This window comes from Streptomyces racemochromogenes (assembly GCF_044129415.1).
Taxonomy (GTDB): Bacteria; Actinomycetota; Actinomycetes; order Streptomycetales; family Streptomycetaceae; genus Streptomyces; species Streptomyces racemochromogenes_A.
Genome location: NZ_JBBDHD010000074.1, coordinates 17,280 through 35,806 on the forward strand (window position 1 = coordinate 17,280; position 18,527 = coordinate 35,806).

Below are 18,527 nucleotides of genomic sequence, written 5' to 3' on the forward strand. Positions count from 1 at the left end.
CGGCCGCGGTCGTGTGCACCTGCTGGTCCGGGCTCTTCCGGGTGGTCAGGGGCCGTCGAGTTCCTGGTCGATGAGCGCGAAGATGTCGTCGACGGTGGCGCTGCGCAGCCGTTCGTCGGAGCTGTCGTCGGGGGTGGCCGCGGGGCCTTCGCCGAAGGAGGCGAGCACCCCCTGCAGGCGGGTCCTGATCCGGGTGCGGACGAGTGCGTCGTCGGCTTCGACGGCGGCGAGGAGCTGCTCCAGCCGGTCGAGTTCCCCGAAGACGGAGGCCGCCGGGGAGGCCGGGGCCGGTCCGGGTGCCAGGTCGGCGCCGATGCGGGCGGCGAGGGCCACGGGCGTGGGGCAGTCGAAGACGAGGGTGGCGGGGAGCCGCAGGCCGGTGGCGGAGTTCAGGCGGTTGCGCAGCTCCACCGAGGTGAGGGAGTCGAAGCCCAGCACCTTGAACTCCCGGTCGCGGTCCACCTCGCGGGGGCCGCCGAGGCCGAGGACGGCCGCCACCTGGGTGCGCACCAGGTCCAGCAGCGCGCCGTCCCGTTCGGGCCCGGACAGGCGGGCCAGCCGCTCGCGCAGGGCGTCCGGGCCGCCGCCGGGTACGGATTCCCGGGCGGTGCGCCGGGCGCCGGAGCGCAGCAGGCCGCGCAGCACCGCCGGTACGTTCCGTTCGGATCCGGGAGCCGTACCGGCGGGGGCCGCGGTGGCGAAGCGTACGGGCACGGCGACGGCCGACTCCCCCGCGCGGGCCGCGTCGAACAGCGCGAGGCCCTCCGCCGCGCGGAAGGGCACCAGCCCGGAGCGGGCCATCCGGTCCTGTCCGGCCGCGTCCATGTCCGAGGCCATTCCGCCGTCGGCCCAGGGGCCCCAGGCCAGGGAGGCGGCGGGCAGGCCGGCCGCGGCGCGGCGCTGGGCGAGGGCGTCGAGGAAGGCGTTGGCGGCGGCGTAGTTGGCCTGGCCGGCGCTGCCCAGGGTCGCGGCGACGGAGGAGAACAGCACGAAGGCGGACAGGTCGGCGTCGCGGGTGAGTTCGTGCAGGTGCAGCGCGGCGTCCGCCTTGGGACGCAGCACGGCCTCCAGCCGCTCGGGCGTGAGGGAGGTGACGAGGCCGTCGTCGAGGACACCGGCGGCGTGGATCACGGCGGTCAGCGGCCGGTCGTCGGGGACGGCCGCCAGCAGGGCGGCGAGCGCCTCCCGGTCGGCCGTGTCGCAGGCCGCGAGGGTGACCGTCGCGGCGCCCGCGGCGAGGAGTTCCTCGCGCAGCGCTGCGGCCCCGTCGGCGGCGGGGCCGCGCCGGCTGGTGAGCAGCAGGTGGCGTGCTCCGTGCGCGGAGACCAGGTGGCGGGCGACGAGGCCGCCCAGCGCCCCGGTGGCGCCGGTGACGAGGACGGTGCCGTCGGGGTCGGGTGCGGCGGGGACGGTGAGGACGAGCTTGCCGATGTGCCGGGCCTGGCTCAGGTGGCGCAGGGCGGCGGGTGCCTGGCGGACGTCCCAGCAGGTGACGGGCAGGGGCCGCAGGGCCCCGGCCTCGAACAGGGCGACGAGCTCGTCGAGCATCGCGCCGATCCGGTCGGGGCCGGCCTCGATGGTGTCGAAGGCGGTGTACGCGGCGCCCCGGTGCTCCTCGGCGACCTGCCGGGGGTCGCGGACGTCGGTCTTGCCCATCTCCAGGAACCGGCCGCCGTCGGCCAGGGTGCGCAGTGAGGCGTCGACGTACTCCCCGGCGAGGGAGTTGAGGACGACGTCCACGCCGCGGCCCGCCGTCGCGGTGCGGAACCGCTCCTCGAAGGCGAGGTCCCGGGAGGAGGCGAGGTGGCCGCGGTCCAGGCCGCCCGCGGCCGTCAGGGCCGCCCATTTGCCGGGCCCGGCGGTGCCGTAGACCTCGGCGCCGAGGTGGCGGGCGAGCTGGGTGGCGGCCATGCCGACGCCGCCCGCCGCCGAGTGCACCAGCAGCGTCTGCCCGGCCCGCAGGCCGGCCAGGTCGACCAGCGCGTAGTAGGCGGTCAGGAAGACGACGGGCACGGAGGCCGCCTCGGTGAAGGTCCAGCCGCGCGGGATCCGCGCCACCATCCGGTGGTCGGCGACGGCGAGCGGGCCGAAGGACTCGGGGACCATGCCGAACACCCGGTCTCCGGGCGCCAGGCCGGGCGTACCCGGTCCGGTCTCGACGACGACGCCCGCGGCCTCGCTGCCGAGGGTGGCCTCGCCCGGGTACATGCCGAGCGCGATCAGGGCGTCGCGGAAGTTGACGCCGGCGGCGCGTACCGCGATCCGGACCTGGCCCTCGCCGAGCGGGGCGGTCGCGGCGGGGTTCGCGGTGAGCGCGAGGGCGTCGAGCGTGCCGGTGGCGCCCGCGGCGCCGGTGGTCAGCCGCCATGCGGCCGCCCCGGGGGCGGGGCGCAGGGCGTCGGCGGCGGTCCGGCGGGCGAGCCGGGGGACGTGGACGGTGGTGCCGCGCAGGGCGAACTGCGGCTCGCCGGCGGCCAGCGCGGCGGCGAGCAGCCGTCCCTCCCCGTCGAGGTCCGTGCCCGTGCCCGGGTCCGTGCCGGGGTGGGGCAGGTCGGCGAGGACCAGGCGGCCGGGGTGCTCCGACTGAGCCGAGCGGACCAGGCCCCACAGGGCGCTCTGGGCCGGGTCGGCGACGGTGGAGCCGGGTTCGGGGGCGACGGCGCCGCGGGTCAGCAGGACCAGCCGCGAGCCCGCGGTCCGGTCGTCGCCGAGCCAGGTGCGCAGCAGGGCCAGGCCCTCCCGGGTCACGGTGTGGGCCCGCTCCGCGTCCGACGCGGAGCGGGAGCCGCGCGGTGCCGGGACCAGGACGGTGTCCGCGAGCCGGTCCGTGGCGCCGAGGCCGTCCAGGAGCGCGAGCAGGCCCGCACGGTCCTCGACCCGGGCGGGGGGCTCGGCGGGGTCCGCGGGAGCGTCCCGGGGGGCCGGCGGCAGGGCGGGCCAGTCCAGCCGGTACAGCGCGTCCCGGTGCTCGACGCCTCCGGCGTCCGGCAGCCGACCGGCCGTCACGGCCCGCAGGACGAGGGAGTCCACGGAGACGACCGCCCGCCCGGTGCCGTCGGCGGCGAACAGGGAGACCGTGTCCGGGGCGGGCGAGGTCAGCCGGACCCGCAGGACGGTGGCCCCGGTCGCCTCCAGCCGTACGCCGCTCCAGGCGAAGGGGATGCGCCCCTCGCCGGTGTCGGGCAGCAGGCCGCCCAGGCCCACGGCGTGCAGGGCGCAGTCCAGCAGCGCCGGGTGGATGCCGAAGCCCTCGGCCGCGGTGTCCTCGGGCAGCGAGACCTCCGCGAACACCTCCTCGCCGCGCCGCCACACGGCCCGGAGCCCCTGGAAGAGGGGGCCGTAGCCGAAGCCGAGCTCGGTCAGGCGCTCGTAGTAGCCGTCCAGGGGGACGGGCCGTGCGTCGGCGGGCGGCCACTGTGCGAGGTCCTGCGCGGCCTCGGCGCCGGCCGGTGGAGCGAGGACGCCGACGGCGTGGGCCGACCAGGGCGCGTCGGGGTCCGCGCCGTCCGGCCGGGAGTGGACGCTGACGCTCCGCCGCCCGTCGCCGTCCGGGCCGGCCACCACCACCTGGAGCCGGACCGCGCCCTCGGCGGGCAGGACCAGCGGGGCCTGGAGGGTGAGCTCCTCGACCCGGTCGCAGCCGGTCTCGTCGGCGGCCCGGACGGCGAGGTCCACCAGGGCCGTTCCGGGGAGCAGGACGGCTCCCATGACCTGGTGCCCGGCGAGCCAGGGCTGGGCCGCGAGGGAGAGCCTGCCGGTCAGGACGAGGCCCTCGCCGTCGGCGAGGGGGACGGCCGCGCCCAGCAGGGGGTGGCCGGCGGGGCCCAGCCCGGCGCCCGCGAGGTCGCCCGCGGCGGTCCCGGCGTCCAGCCAGTAGCGCCGGCGCTGGAAGGCGTAGGTGGGCAGGTCGACGCGGTGGGCGCCCCGACCGGCCAGGACGGCGGTCCAGTCCACCGGCGTGCCCCGGACGTGGAGTTGCGCGAGGGCGGTGAGTACCGCCGTCCCCTCGGGCCGGTCCGCCCGCAGGACCGGGACGGCTGCCCGGCCTCCGTCGAGGAGGCCCGCGGCCAGTGCCGTGAGCACCCCGCCCGGTCCGATCTCCACGAAGGTGTCCGCGCCCTGGGCCTCCAGCGCCCGGACCGCGTCCGCGAAGCGCACCGCCTCACGGGCGTGGCGCACCCAGTGGTCCACGGAGCAGAGCTCCTCCGCCGGCACCGGGCCGCCCGTCAGCGTCGAGACCACGGGCAGCTCCGGGGTCCGGAACGACACGGCCTCCACCGCCGTGCGGAAGCCGGCCAGCGCCGGCTCCATCAGCGGCGAGTGGAACGCGTGGGAGACCGTGAGGGCCTTGGTCCTGCGGCCTTCGGCGGACAGCTTCGCGACGACCTGCGCCACGTCTTCCTCGGCGCCGGACAGCACCACCGAGGACGGTCCGTTCACCGCCGCCACGCCCACCGTGTCCTCGAACCCGGCCAGCAGCGCGCGGACTTCGGCCTCCGAGGCCTCCACCGCGGCCATGGCGCCGCCTGCGGGGAGCTCCTGCATCAGCCGGCCGCGTGCCGCCACCAGGGCCGCGGCGTCCTCCAGCGGGAGCGCACCGGCCACGTGGGCGGCCGCGAACTCGCCGATGGAGTGCCCCGCGACGGCGTCGGGGCGCACGCCCCACGACTCCAGCAGCCGGAACAGCGCCACCTCGACGGCGAACAGCGCGGGCTGGGTGAACCGCGTCTCGTGCAGCGTGTCCGCGTCCTCGGCGAACACCACCTCCCGCAGCGGCCGGTCCAGGTGCCCGTCCAGGTGGGCGCAGACCTCGTCGAAGGCGTCGGCGAACGCGGGGAAGGAGGCGTAGAGCCCGCGCCCCATACCGGGCCGCTGGCTGCCCTGCCCCGAGAACAGGAACGCCGTCCTGGGCGGGGAGCCGGCCGTGCCGCGGACGGCCGTGTCCGCCTGCGCGGCCGGGTCGGGCGAGGCCAGGGCGCGCAGCGCGGGCAGGAAGTCCTCCCGCCGCGTGCCGAGGGCCACGGCCCGGTGTTCCAGCGCGGCGCGTGCGCCCGCGAGGGTGAGGGCCACGTCCGCCGGTTCCAGGGCGGGGTGGCGCTCGATGTGGTCGAGGAGGCGTGCGGCCTGCTCGCGGACGGCTTCGGGGGATGCCCCGGAGATCGGCCACGCGACCGGTTCCGGGCCGGGGCGGGCAGCCGCGGGCTCCGGGGTCCGGGCGGGCGGCTGCTCGATGATGACGTGGGCGTTGGTGCCGCTGACCCCGAAGGAGGAGATGCCGGCCCGGCGGGTGCGTTCCGTACCGGCCGTCCAGTCGACGGCCTCGGTCAGCAGCTCGACGGCGCCCGCCGACCAGTCGACGTGCGGGGTCGGCGCGTCCACGTGCAGGGTCTTGGGCAGGACGCCGTGGCGCAGCGCCTCGACCATCTTGATGATCCCGCCGACGCCGGCCGCGGCCTGGGTGTGGCCGATGTTGGACTTCAGGGAGCCCAGCCACAGCGGCCGGTCCTCCGGCCGGCCTTGGCCGTACGTCGCGAGGAGGGCCTGCGCCTCGATCGGGTCGCCGAGGACGGTGCCGGTGCCGTGCGCCTCGACCGCGTCCACGTCCGCCGGCGTCAGGCCGGCGTCGGCGAGGGCCTGGCGGATCACCCGCTGCTGGGCGGGCCCGTTGGGGGCGGTGAGCCCGTTGGAGGCGCCGTCCTGGTTGATCGCGGAGCCCCGTACGAGCGCCAGGACGGGGTGTCCGTGGCGGCGGGCGTCGGAGAGCCGCTCGACGAGCAGCAGGCCCACGCCCTCACCCCAGCCGGTGCCGTCGGCCGCCGCCGCGAAGGACTTGCAGCGGCCGTCGGCGGCCAGCCCGCGCTGCCGGCTGAACTCGATGAAGGCGTTGGGGCTGGACATCACGGTCACCCCGCCGGCCAGGGCGAGGTCGCACTCGCCGCGCCGCAGCGCCTGGGCGGCGAGGTGGAGGGCGACGAGGGAGGAGGAGCAGGCCGTGTCCACGGTGAGCGTGGGCCCCTCCAGGCCGAAGGAGTAGGCGATGCGGCCGGAGACGACGCTCGCGGAGCTGCCGGTGCCGATGTAGCCCTCCAGGTCCTGGGGGACGCTGCGCAGCCGGGAGGCGTAGTCCTGGTAGCCGGAGCCGATGAACACGCCGGTGGCGGTGCCGCGCAGGGAGGTGGGGTCGAGGCCTGCGCGCTCGAAGGCCTCCCAGGCGGTCTCCAGGAGCAGCCGCTGCTGCGGGTCCATGGCCAGGGCCTCGCGGGGGGAGATGCCGAAGAAGGCGGGGTCGAAGTCGGCGACGTCGTAGAGGAAGCCGCCGTCCCGGGCGTACGTGGTGCCGGGCCGGCCGGGGTCGGGGTCGTAGAGGGAGTCCAGGTCCCAGCCCCGGTCCGCGGGGAAGCCGCCGACCGCGTCGCGGCCCTCGGCGACGAGGCGCCAGAGGTCCTCGGGGGTGCGCACCTCGCCGGGGTAGCGGCAGCTCATGGCGACGATCGCGAGGGGCTCGGTGTCGTCGGCGGTCCGGACGGCGGCCGGGAGTCCGGGGCCGGCCGTGGCGCGGCCGGTGACGGCCGCGGTCAGTTCGGACAGCAGGTGGGTGGCCAGGGCGGCCGGGAACGGGTGGTCGAAGACGAGGGTGGCCGGCAGCCGGACCCCCGTCGCCCTGGCGAGACGGCCCCGCAGCTCCACGGCGGTGAGGGAGTCGAAGCCGAGGTCGCGGAAGGCCCGGTCGGCGGGGACCGCCTCCGGGTCCGGGTGGCCGAGTACCGCGGCGGCCTCGGCGCGCACCAGGGCGAGGACGGCGCGGGCCTGTTCGGCGGCGGGCAGGGCGGTGGTGCGGCGGGCGAACTCGGGGACCGCCCCGCCGCCCGGGCCGTCGGACGCCGCTTCGCGGGCCGCCTCGGCGAGGGCCGCGGCGGCCTCGGGGATCCCGGCCAGCAGCGGGCTGGGCCGCAGCAGCGTGAAGGAGGGCGCGAAGCGCTCCCAGGCGACGTCCGCGACGGTCACCGCCGTCTCGTCGCGGTCGAGGGCGTCGCGCAGGGCGGCGAGGGCCGACGGCGGGTCGAGGGCGGGCAGCCCGCGCCGGTGCAGCCGGTCCTCGGCGTCGCCGTCCTCGACCATGCCGCCGCCGGCCCAGGGGCCCCAGGCCACGGCGGTGGCGGTGAGCCCGCGGGCCCTGCGGTGTTCGGCGAGGGCGTCGAGGGAGGCGTTGGCGACCGCGTACGCGGCCTGGCCGGCCGCGCCCCAGACGCCGGAGATCGACGAGAAGAGGACGAAGGCGTCCAGGTCCCGGTCGCCCAGCAGCTCGTCGAGGTGCCGGGCGCCGGCCGTCTTGGCGGCGAGGACGGCGGCGAACTCCTCGGGGGTGGTGTCGGCCAGCAGGGCCGGGGTGCCGACCCCGGCGGCGTGGACGACGGCGGTCAGGGGGTGCTGCGGCGGCAGGCCGGCGAGCAGCCGGGACACGGCCTCCCGGTCTGCGACGTCGCAGGCCTCGATGGTGACCCGGGCGCCGAGCCCTTCCAGTTCGGCGCGGAGCACGTCGGCGCCGGGCGCGGCCGCTCCCCTGCGGCTGGTGAGGACCAGGTGGTCCGCTCCGGCGCCGGCGAGCCAGCGGGCCACGTGGGCGCCGAGGGCTCCGGTGCCGCCGGTGATCAGGACGGTGCCGTGCGGGCGCCAGGCCGCCTCGGGGGCGGCGGGGGCTCCGGACCGGTCCCGGGGGGCGCGCAGCAGACGGCGTACGAGGACGCCGGTGCCGCGTACGGCCAGCTGGTCCTCTTCGGCATGGGCGCCGGCGAGGACGGCCGCGAAGCGCCGGGCGGCGCGGTCGTCGAGCAGCTCCGGAAGGTCGACCAGTCCGCCCCAGCGTCCGGGGTGTTCGAGCGCGGCGGTCCGTCCGAGGGCCCAGACCGCCGCCTGGCGGGGGCTGCGCAGCGGGTCCGCGGGGCCGGTGGAGACGGCGCCGCGGGTGGCACACCACAGGGGCGCGTCGATGCCCGCGTCGCCGAGGCCCTGGAGCAGGGTGAGGGTCGCGGCGAGCCCTTCCGCCAGCTCGGGGTGGGCCGGGTGCGGCTGTCCGTCGAGGGCCAGCAGGGACAGGACCCCGTCGACGGTGTGCTCGCGGACGGCCGTGCGCAGCAGGTCGGCGAGTTCCTCGCGGCCGGTGCCGGGGGCGACGGGTAAGGGCCGTACGGTGGCGCCGTGCTCGTCCAGGGCGCGCAGGGCGGCGGCCGTCCACGAGTCGTCGGCGGGGAGGCCGGCGGGAACGAGGGCCAGCCAGTCGCCGCCGGGGCGGCCCGGGGCGGTGGTGGCGGCGGGCTGCCAGGCGGTGCGGTAGCGCCGGCCGTCGAGCGTGGACCGCTCGCGGTGGTCGCGGCGCCAGAGGGAGAGGGCGGGCAGGACCGAGCTGAGGGGCGCGTCGTCGGCGAGGCCGAGGCGCTGCGCGAAGGCCGCGAGGTCGGCGCGTTCCACGGAGTCCCAGAATCCGGCTTCCGCCGGATCGGCGGCCCGGGCGGCGTCGGCGGCGGGCCGGCCGGAGAAGGCCGTGGACTCCAGCCAGTAGCGGCGGCGCTGGAAGGGGTAGGTGGGCAGGTCGTGGAGGGCGGGCCGGTCGGCGCGGTCCCCGCACGGGGCGGTGGGGTCGAGGGGCACTCCGAGGACGTGCAGCCGGGCCAGGGCGGACACGGCGGCCAGTTCCTCGGAAGAGTCCGTGCGCAGCAGGGGGACCGCGTGCGCGGAGTCCTCGTCCAGCAGGGGCTGGGCGAGGCCGGACAGTACGCCTCCGGGTCCGATCTCGACGAAGACGCGGGCCCCGGCGTCGGACAGGTACCGCACGGCGTCCGCGAACCGGACCGCCGTCCGCACCTGGCCCACCCAGTACTCGGGGTCGGCCAGTTCGGCGGCGGTCAGGCGCAGGCCCGTGACGGTGGAGACCAGGGGCAGGGCCGGTGCCGCGAAGGGGACGGCTTCCACGAGGGTGCGGAAGGCGTCGAGCATCGGTTCCATCAGCGGGGAGTGGAAGGCGTGGGAGACGGTGAGGGGCTTGGTCCTGCGGCCCTCCGCGGCGAGCTTCCCGGCCAGCTCGGCGACCGCTTCCTCTTCGCCCGAAAGGACGACGGAGGAGGGCCCGTTGACGGCGGCGACGCCCACCCGGTCCGCGAAGCCGGGCAGCAGGGCCCGTACCTCCTCCTCGGAAGCCTCGACGGCCACCATGACGCCTCCGGAGGGGAGTTCCTGCATCAGCCGGCCGCGGGCGGCGACCAGCGCGGCGGCGTCGTCGAGGGACAGCGCACCGGCGACGTGGGCCGCGGCGAACTCGCCGACGGAGTGCCCGGCGAGGAAGTCGGGGCGCACGCCCCAGGACTCCAGCAGCCGGAACAGCGCCACTTCGACCGCGAACAGCGCCGGCTGGGTGTACCCGGTGCGGTTCAGCAGGTCCGCGTCCTGTCCGAACACCACGTCACGCAACGGGAGTGCGAGGTGCGGGCCGAGGGCCGCGCACACGGTGTCGAAGGCCTCGGCGAACACCGGGAAGGCGGCGTGCAGTTCACGCCCCATGCCCAGCCGCTGGCTGCCCTGTCCGGAGAAGAGGAACGCCGTCTTGGTCTTGCGGAGCGCGCTGCCCTCGAAGACCCGGCCCGTCGGCTCACGGCGGGCGAAGGCGGCGAGGGCGGTGAGCAGTTCGTCGCGGTCGCGTCCCACGACGGCCGCGCGGTGCGGCAGTTGGGCGCGGGTCGTGGCGAGGGCGTGCCCGATGTCGGCCGGCTCGGTGTGCGGGTGTTCCCGTACGTACGTCAGGAGGCGCCGGGCCTGCTCGGGCAGCGCCTCGGGGGTGCGGGCGGAGAGCGGCCACAGCAGCGGGCGGCGGTCCGGTCCGGCGGCCGCCGCGGCCGGGGTGTCGGCGCTCTCCGGTCCGTCCGGCTCGGGGGCCGGCTGTTCGAGGACGACGTGGGCGTTGGTGCCGCTGACCCCGAAGGAGGAGACTCCCGCGCGGCGGGGGCCGCCCGTCTGCGGCCAGGGCTCGGCCCGCGTCAGCAGGCGGACGGCGCCCGCCGTCCAGTCCACGTGCGGGGACGGCTCGTCCAGGTGCAGGGTGGCGGGCAGGACCCCGTGCCGCATCGCCATGACCATCTTGATGACGCCGGCCACTCCGGCCGCCGCCTGCGTGTGGCCGATGTTCGACTTGAGGGCGCCCAGCAGCAGCGGCCGGCCGGCGGGGCGGTCCTGGCCGTAGGTCGCGAGGAGGGCGTGGGCCTCGATGGGGTCCCCGAGCGAGGTGCCGGTGCCGTGCGCCTCGACGGCGTCCACCTCGGCCGCGGTGAGCTGCGCGTCGGCCAGGGCCTGGCGGATGACCCGCTGCTGCGCCGGGCCGCTGGGGGCGGTCAGCCCGTTGGACGCGCCGTCCTGGTTGACCGCGCTGCCGCGGAGCACGGCCAGGACCTGGTGGCCGTTGCGGCGGGCGTCGGAGAGCCGCTCGACGAGGAGCATGCCGACGCCCTCGCTCCAGCCGGTGCCGTCGGCGGCGGCGGAGAAGGGCTTGCAGCGGCCGTCGGCGGCCAGCCCGCGCTGGCGGCTGAACTCCATGAAGGCACCGGGCGTGGACATCACCGTCACCCCGCTGACCAGGGCGAGCGTGCATTCGCCCTTGCGCAGTGCCTGGGCGGCGAGGTGCAGCGCGACGAGGGAGGAGGAACAGGCCGTGTCGACGGTCACCGCGGGGCCTTCGAGGCCGAAGGTGTAGGCGAGCCGTCCGGATATCACGGCGGCGGCGTTGCCCGTGCCGAGGTAGCCGTCGAAGTCCTCCGGCGAGGTGGACAGGCGGGCGTAGTCCTGGCCGTTGGTGCCGGCGAAGACTCCGGTGCGGGTGCCGCGCAGGGCAGCCGGGTCGATCCCGGCCCGTTCGAAGGCCTCCCAGGCGGTTTCCAGCAGCAGCCGCTGCTGCGGGTCCATCATCAGGGCCTCGCGCGGGGAGATCCCGAAGAATCCGGCGTCGAACTCGCCCACGCCGTCGAGGAACCCGCCGTGCCGGACGTAGCAGGTACCGGCGTGGTCCGGGTCGGGGTCGTAGAGCGCGTCCAGGTCCCAGCCGCGGTCGGCCGGGAAGCCGGAGATCGCGTCGCCGCCCTCCGCCAGGAGGCGCCACAGCTCCTCGGGGGAACCGATGCCGCCGGGGAAGCGGCAGCTCATCGCGACGATGGCGATGGGCTCGCGGGCGTCGGCCGTCATCTTCCGGTTCTGGCGGCGCAGCCGCTCGGTCTCCTGGAGGGAGGCGCGCAGTGCCTGGACGATCTTGTCGTTCGATGTGGTCATGATGTGCTCCGTACTCAGGCCGTCGGTCCGGCTTCGCTGTCGCCCAGCGCCAGTTCGATGAGGTGGTCGAGGTCCATGTCCGCGATGGCGGATCCGGTGTCGTGCGCGGGTTCCGTGGCCGCTCCGCCCGCCAGCGCCAGCAGGGCGTCCAGGAGTCCGGCCTCGCGCAGGCGGGCCGGCGGGACGGTGGCGAGGGCCCGGCGCACCCGGGCGTCCTCGGGGTCCTCCCCGGCGACGGGTGCCGCGGGCCCGTCGGGCACCAGGGCGCTCAGCAGCGCGCCGGTGAGGGCGTTCGGGGTGGGGTGGTCGAAGACCATCGTCATCGGCAGCTTCAGTCCGGTCGCGGCGCCCATCCGGTTGCGGAGCTCGACCGCCGTGAGGGAGTCGAATCCGAGGTCCCGGAAGGCCCGGTCGGGCTCGATGGCGTCCGTGGCCGGGTAGCCCAGCGCCGCGGCGGCCTCGGCGCGCACCCGTTCCAGCAGCAGCTCGTGCCGCTCTTCCGGGCCGAGCCCGGACAGCTCCCGGACGAGGTCCCCGGCCGCCGGGGTGCTGCTGCCGGGGGTGTCGTCGGCCTCGGCGGTGGCGGCCAGCGCCGCGCGTGCCTCGGGCAGGCCGGAGAGCAGGGGGCTGGGACGGCCGATGGTGAAGGAGGGCGCGAACCTCTCCCAGTCGACGTCCGCCACCACCACGGCTGTCTCGTCCCGGTCCATGGCCAGGCGCAGGGCGGAGACCGCCAGGGCCGGCGGCAGCGAGGGCAGGCCGCTGCGCCTGAGGTACTCCTCCGCCCCGCCGTCGGCGGCCATGCCGCCCTCGGCCCAGGGGCCCCAGGCGACGGCCGTCGCGGCGAGTCCCCTGGAGCGGCGGTGCCGGGCGAGCGCGTCGAGGAAGGCGTTGCCCGCGCAGTAGGCGGCCTGGCTGCCGCTGCCCCACACGCCGGAGACGGACGAGAAGAGGACGAAGGCGTCCAGGTCCCGGCCGGCCAGCAGCTCGTCCAGGTGGACGGCGCCGGCCACCTTGGCAGAGACGACCGCGGCCAGTTCCTCGGGGGTGGTCTCGGCGACGGGCGTGAACTGCGGGAGACCCGCGGCGTGCACGACGGCGGTCAGCGGGGCCGGGTCCTCCGCGAGGCCGTCCAGCAGGGCCGCCAGGGCGGTCCGGTCGGCGACGTCGCACGCGGCGACCGTCACCCGAGTCCCGGACTCCCGCAGTTCGGCGGCGAGTTCGGCCGCGCCGGCGGCCGCCTCGCCCCGCCGGCTGGTGAGGACCAGGTGCTCGGCGCCCGCCGCGGCCAGCCAGCGGGCGGTGTGCCCGCCGAGCGAGCCCGTACCGCCGGTGATCAGGACGGTGCCGCGGGGCTTCCAGTCGCGGCCGGTGCCGGTGGCCTCGGTGGTGCGGGGCATCCGGGCGAGCCGGCGGACCAGGGTGCCGGAGGCGCTCACCGCGAGCTGGTCCTCGCCGTCGGCCCCGCCGAGTACCTCGGCGAGCCGGGCGAGCGTCCGTTCGTCGGGGGCGCCGGGGTCCGTGCCGGTCTCGGGGGCGCAGGCGGCGTCGGTGTCGGGGAGGTCGATCAGGCCGCCCCAGCGGCCGGGGGTCTCCAGGGCCACCGCGCGGCCCAGGCCCCAGACCAGGGCCTGGAGCGGCCGGGTGACCGGCCGGGAGCCGCCGACCGCCACGGCCCCGCTGGTGAGGCACCACAGCGGGGCCCCGACGTCGAGGTCTCCGAGTGCCTGGACGAGCGCGACGGTGGCCGTGAGACCGGCCGGCAGGGCTGTGTGGACCGGATGGCTGCGCGCGTCCAGGGCCAGCAGGGAGAGGACACCGGCCACCGCTCCCCCGTTCCCGGCGCCGGCCTCGCGCAGCAGCGCGGCGAGGTCCCGGCGGTCGGCCCCGGGGTCGGTGACGGTGACGCGGAGGGGTTCGGCGGCCCGGTCCCGGAGCATCCGCACGTACGGCTCGGCGGTGGCCTCGTCCGGGGCGACGACCAGCCAGGTGCCCGACGGGGAAGCGGCCGGCAGGTCGGTGCGGGGCTGCCACACCGTCCGGTAGCGCCAGCCGTCGAGCGTGGACCGGGTCCGGCTCTCCCGCCGCCAGGCCGCGAGCGCGCCGAACACGGAGGCCGGCTCCGCCCCGGCGGCCACTCCGAGCCGCTCGGCGAGGGCCTGCGGCTCCCCGTTCTCCACGGCGTCCCAGAACTCCGCGTCCGCCGCGTCGGCCGGCGCGCTGCCGGTGGCGGCCGGTGCGGGCCGCGCGGTCAGCCAGTAGCGCTCACGCTGGAAGGCGTACGTCGGCAGGTCGACGGGGCGGGCGCCCCGGCCGGCCAGGACCGCGCTCCAGTCGACCGGGACGCCCCGCACGTGGAGCTGTGCGAGGGCGGTGAGCACGGCCGCCGCCTCGGGGCGGTCACCGCGCAGCACCGGTATCGCGGCCCGGTCCTCGACGGCCGCGGCCAGTGCCGTCAGGACGCCTCCCGGACCGATCTCCAGGAACGCGCCGGCCCCCTCCGCGGCCAGTGCACCGACGGCGTCGGCGAACCGCACCGCCTCTCGGACGTGGGCCACCCAGTAGTCGACCGAGCAGAACTCCTCCGCCGCGACCGGGGCACCGGTCAGCGTCGAGACCACCGGCAGCACCGGTGCCCCGAAGGACACCTCCCCGACGACCTTGCGGAAGTCCGCCAGCACGGGCTCCATCAGCGGCGAGTGGAACGCGTGGGAGACCTTCAGCGCCCTGGTCCTGCGTCCCTGCGCGGACAGTGTCGCGACGACCTCCGCGACGGCTTCCGCGGTGCCCGAGACCACCACGGACGCGGGCCCGTTGACGGCGGCGACGCCCGCCCGGTCCTCCAGCCCGGCCAGCAGCTCCCGTACCTCCTCCTCGGAGGCCTCGACCGCCACCATCACTCCGCCGGAGGGCAGTTCCTGCATCAGACGGCCCCGCGCGGCCACCAGCTTCGCCGCGTCGCCGAGGGAGAACACGCCCGCGACGTGGGCGGCGGCGAACTCGCCGATGGAATGTCCCGCGAGGAAGTCGGGGGACACACCCCACGACTCGACCAGCCGGAACAGGGCCACCTCGAAGGCGAACAGCGCCGGCTGGGTGAACTCCGTCCGGTTGAGCAGTTCGGCGTCGTCGCCGAACACCACGTCCCGCAGCGGCCGGTCCAGATGTGCGTCGACGTGGGCGCAGACCGCGTCGAAGGCGTCCGCGAACACCGGGAAGGCGGAGTACAGTTCCCGGCCCATGCCCGGCCGCTGACTGCCCTGGCCGGAGAACAGGAACGCCGTGCGCGCGCCGGCCGCTCCCGCGTGTCCCCGGACGAGGCCGGCCGCCCGCTCGCCCTGGTGCAGGGCGGCCAGGCCGGCGGTCAGTTCCCCGGTGGTCGCGCCCAGCACCACCGCGCGGTGGGGCAGGGCGGTGCGGGTCCCGGCCAGGGAGAGGGCCACGTCGGCCGGGGTGGCGCCGGGGTGGGCGCGCAGGTGGGCGAGGAGGTTGCCGGCCTGCTCGCGCAGGGCCGCCTCGTTACCGCCGGACAGCGCCCAGGGCAGGGGGCCGGGGTCTGCGGCGACCCGGTCCTCGGGTCCCCCGGGCTGCTCGGGATCCGTCGGGGCCTGCTCGATGATGGTGTGGGCGTTGGTGCCGCTGACCCCGAAGGAGGAGACGGCCGCCCGGCGCGGCCGGCCGGGGCCGGCGTCCGTCCAGGCCACCGGCTCGGTGAGGAGGCGGACCCCGCCCGCAGACCAGTCGACGTGCGGGGAGGGCGCGTCCACGTGGAGGGTCTTGGGCAGCAGGCCGTGCCGGAGCGACAGCACCGTCTTGATCACGCTCGCCAGCCCGGAGGCGGCCTGCGTGTGGCCGATGTTGGACTTGAGGGAGCCCAGCCACAACGGCCTTTCCGGTTCCCGGTCCTGACCGTACGTGGCGAGGAGGGCCTGGGCCTCGATCGGGTCGCCGAGGGCCGTTCCGGTGCCGTGGGCCTCGACGGCGTCCACGTCGGCCGTCGTCAGCCCGGCGTCGGCGAGGGCGTGGCGGATGACGCGTTGCTGGGCGGGGCCGTTGGGGGCGGTGAGGCCGTTGGAGGCGCCGTCCTGGTTGACGGCCGAGCCGCGGACCACGGCGAGGACCGGGTGGCCGTGGCGGCGGGCGTCGGAGAGCCGCTCGACGAGGAGCATGCCGACGCCCTCGCCCCAGCCGGTGCCGTCGGCGGCCGCCGCGAAGGGCTTGCAGCGGCCGTCGGCGGCCAGGCCGCGCTGCCGGCTGAACTCGACGAACGCCTGGGGGTCGGCCATCACGGCCGCCCCGCCGACCAGGGCCAGTTCGCACTCGCCCCGGCGCAGGGCCTGGGTGGCCAGGTGCAGGGCGACCAGGGAGGAGGAGCAGGCCGTGTCCACGGTCAGCGCGGGTCCTTCGAGGCCCAGGGCGTAGGCGATCCGGCCGGACATGACGCTGCTGGAGGTGCCGGTGAGGAGGTGTCCCTCGACGCCGTCGGGCAGGGCGCCGGGCGTGGCGCCGTAGCCCTGGTAGCCGGAGCCGATGAACACGCCGGTGCGGCTGCCGCGCAGGGAGGAGGGGGCGAGGCGGGCCCGTTCCAGGGTTTCCCAGGCGGTCTCCAGGAGCAGCCGCTGCTGCGGGTCCATGGCCAGGGCCTCGCGCGGGGAGATCCCGAAGAACCGGGCGTCGAAGCGGTCCGCGTCGTGGAGGAAGCCGCCCGCGTCGACGTAGGTGGTGCCGGGATGCTCCGGGTCCGGGTCGTAGAGGGAGTCGAGGTCCCAGCCGCGGCCGGTGGGGAAGGGGGTGACGGCGTCCACGCCGTCCACGAGCAACCGCCAGAGTTCCTCCGGCGAGTCGGCGCCGCCGGGGAAGCGGCAGCCCATGGCGACGATCGCGACCGGCTCGTCGGGGGCGCCGGCCCCGGCGGGTCCCGCCGGGGCGGGGGCGCCCGCCGCGAGGGCGGCCGGTGCGTGGCCGGACACCTCGGCGGACAGGAAGGCGGCCAGGGCCTCGGCGTGGGGGTGGTCGAAGACCAGGGTGGTGGGCAGGCGCAGGCCGGTGGCCCGGTTCAGCCGGTTGCGCAGTTCGACGCTGGTGAGGGAGTCGAAGCCGAGGTCCTTGAAGGAGCGTGCGGAGGCCACCGCGTCGCGGCCCGAGTGGCCCAGGGCCTGGGCGGCTTCGGCCCGGACGAGGTCGAGGAGCACGCGGTGGCGCTCGGCGGCCGGCAGTGCGGCGAGTCCGGCGGTACGGGAGGGGGCGGCGCCGTCGGCCGTGTCGTCCTCGTCCTCGGCGCCCCCGGCCGCGGCGAGGGCCGTCCGCGCCTCGGGCAGGTCGGCGAGGAGGGCGCTGGGCCGGGCGAGGGTGAAGGCGGGGGCGAAGCGGTCCCAGCTGACGTCGGCGACGACGACCGTGGTCTCGTCGAGGTCCAGCGCCCGCTGGAGCGCGGCGATCGCGGTCTCCGGGGACATGGCGGGCAGCCCGCGCCGCCGCAGGTGGGCCTCGGCCTCGTCGTCGCCCGCCATGCCGCCGTCGGCCCAGGGGCCCCAGGCGACGGAGGTGGCGGCGAGGCCCCGGGAGCGGCGCTGCTCGGCGAGGGCGTCGAGGTGGGCGTTGGCGGCGCAGTAGGCGGCCTGGCTTCCGCTGCCCCAGGCGGCGGCGACGGAGGAGAACAGGACGAAGGCGTCCAGTTCCCGGTCGCCGAGCAGCTCGTCGAGGTGCCGGGCACCGGCCGTCTTCGCGGCGAGGACGGCGGCGAGGTCGGCGGGGGTCAGGGTGTCGGTCGGGGCGAACTGCGGCAGGCCCGCCGCGTGGACGACGGCCGTGAGCGGGTGCCGGTCCTCCGCGAGGCCCCGCAGCAGGCCGGCCACCTGCTCGCGGTCGGCGAGGTCGCAGGCGGTGAGGGTGACCCGGGCGCCCAGTTCCTCGATCTCGGCGGCGAGCGCGCGGGCTCCGGGGGCCTCCGGGCCGCGCCGGCCGGTGAGGACGAGGTGGTCGGCCCCGCCCCGGGCCAGGTGCCGGGCGACGTGGGCCCCGAGTGCTCCGGTGCCGCCGGTGACCAGCACGGTGCCGTGCGGCTGCCAGGTCCGTTCCGGCGAGAGGGTGTCGGCGGCGAGGGCGCGGACCAGGCGGCGGACGAAGACGCCCGACGGCCGGATCGCGATCTGGTCCTCCCCTCCCGTCCCGCCGGCGAGGACCGTGACGAGGCGGTGGGCCGCACGCTCGTCCAGGACGGCGGGCAGGTCGACGAGTCCGCCCCAGCGGCCCGGGTAGTCGAGTGCCGTCGAACGGCCGAGGCCCCAGACCATGGCCTGCTCCGGGCTGGTGAGGGTGTCCGAGCGCCCGGTGGTGACCGCCCCCCGGGTGGCGCACCACAGCGGCGCGGGGTTCTCCGCGTCACCGAGGGCCTGGACCAGCAGGGTGGTCAGGGCCGGTCCGGCGGGCAGGTGGGGGTGGTCGGGGTGGAAGGCGTCGGTGAGGGCGAGGAGCGACAGGACCCCGGCCGGCGCCGCTGTGTCGGATTCGGGGCGCAGGCGTGCGGCGAGTGCGGTGCGGGTCTCGTCGACCCGTACGCACAGCACTGTGACCTCGGCGCCGTGGCGGGCCAGGGCCCCGGTGACGGCGGTGGCGGCGGCGCCGTCCTCCGCGCCCTCGGGGACGGCGAGCAGCCAGGTGCCCGTCAGCTCGGCGGTGTCGCGTGCGCCGCCGGTCAGCGGCTGCCAGGAGATCCGGTAGCGCCAGGAGTCGACGGCGGAGCGGCTGCGCTGCCGTCGGCGCCACTGGGACAGCGCGGGCAGGACGGCGCTGAGCGGGGTGTCGCCGGCGACGTCCAGCCGTTCGCTGAGGGCGGTCAGGTCCTGGTTGTCGACGGTGTCCCAGAACGCGGCCTCGGCCGGGTCCGCCCCTTCGGCGCCGGTGTCCCGGAACCCGGCGGGGACGAGCCAGTACGGCTGGTGCCGGAAGGGGTAGGTGGGCAGGTCGACGCGGCGGGCGCCGCGTCCGGCGAACACCGCCTCCCAGTCGACGGGGGTGCCGTGGACGTGGAGCCGGGCGAGGGCGGTGGTGACGGCGAGTTCCTCGGGGCGGTCGGCACGCAGCAGCGCGACGGCCACCGCGTCCTGGTCCAGGGATTCCTGGGCGAGGGCGGTCAGGACGCCGCCCGGGCCGACCTCCAGGAAGGTGCGCACTCCTTCGAGGGCCAGGCAGTCGACGGCGTCGGCGAAGCGGACGGCCTCGCG

General features: G+C 77.2%; 2 protein-coding genes. Both read right to left on the minus strand.

Going from position 1 to position 18,527, the window contains the following annotated elements; all coding sequences use genetic code 11:
- Nucleotides 1-45: 45 nt before the first annotated feature.
- The gene (locus tag WDV06_RS24480; protein WP_395511925.1) at nucleotides 46-11,322 is read right to left on the minus strand and encodes a type I polyketide synthase; all 11,277 of its coding nucleotides are present in this window, start codon (nucleotides 11,320-11,322) and stop codon (nucleotides 46-48) included.
- On the minus strand, nucleotides 11,319-18,527 hold a 7,209-nt coding region (locus WDV06_RS24485; RefSeq protein WP_463668225.1), incomplete at its 5' end, for a type I polyketide synthase. The genes WDV06_RS24480 and WDV06_RS24485, both read right to left, overlap by 4 nt.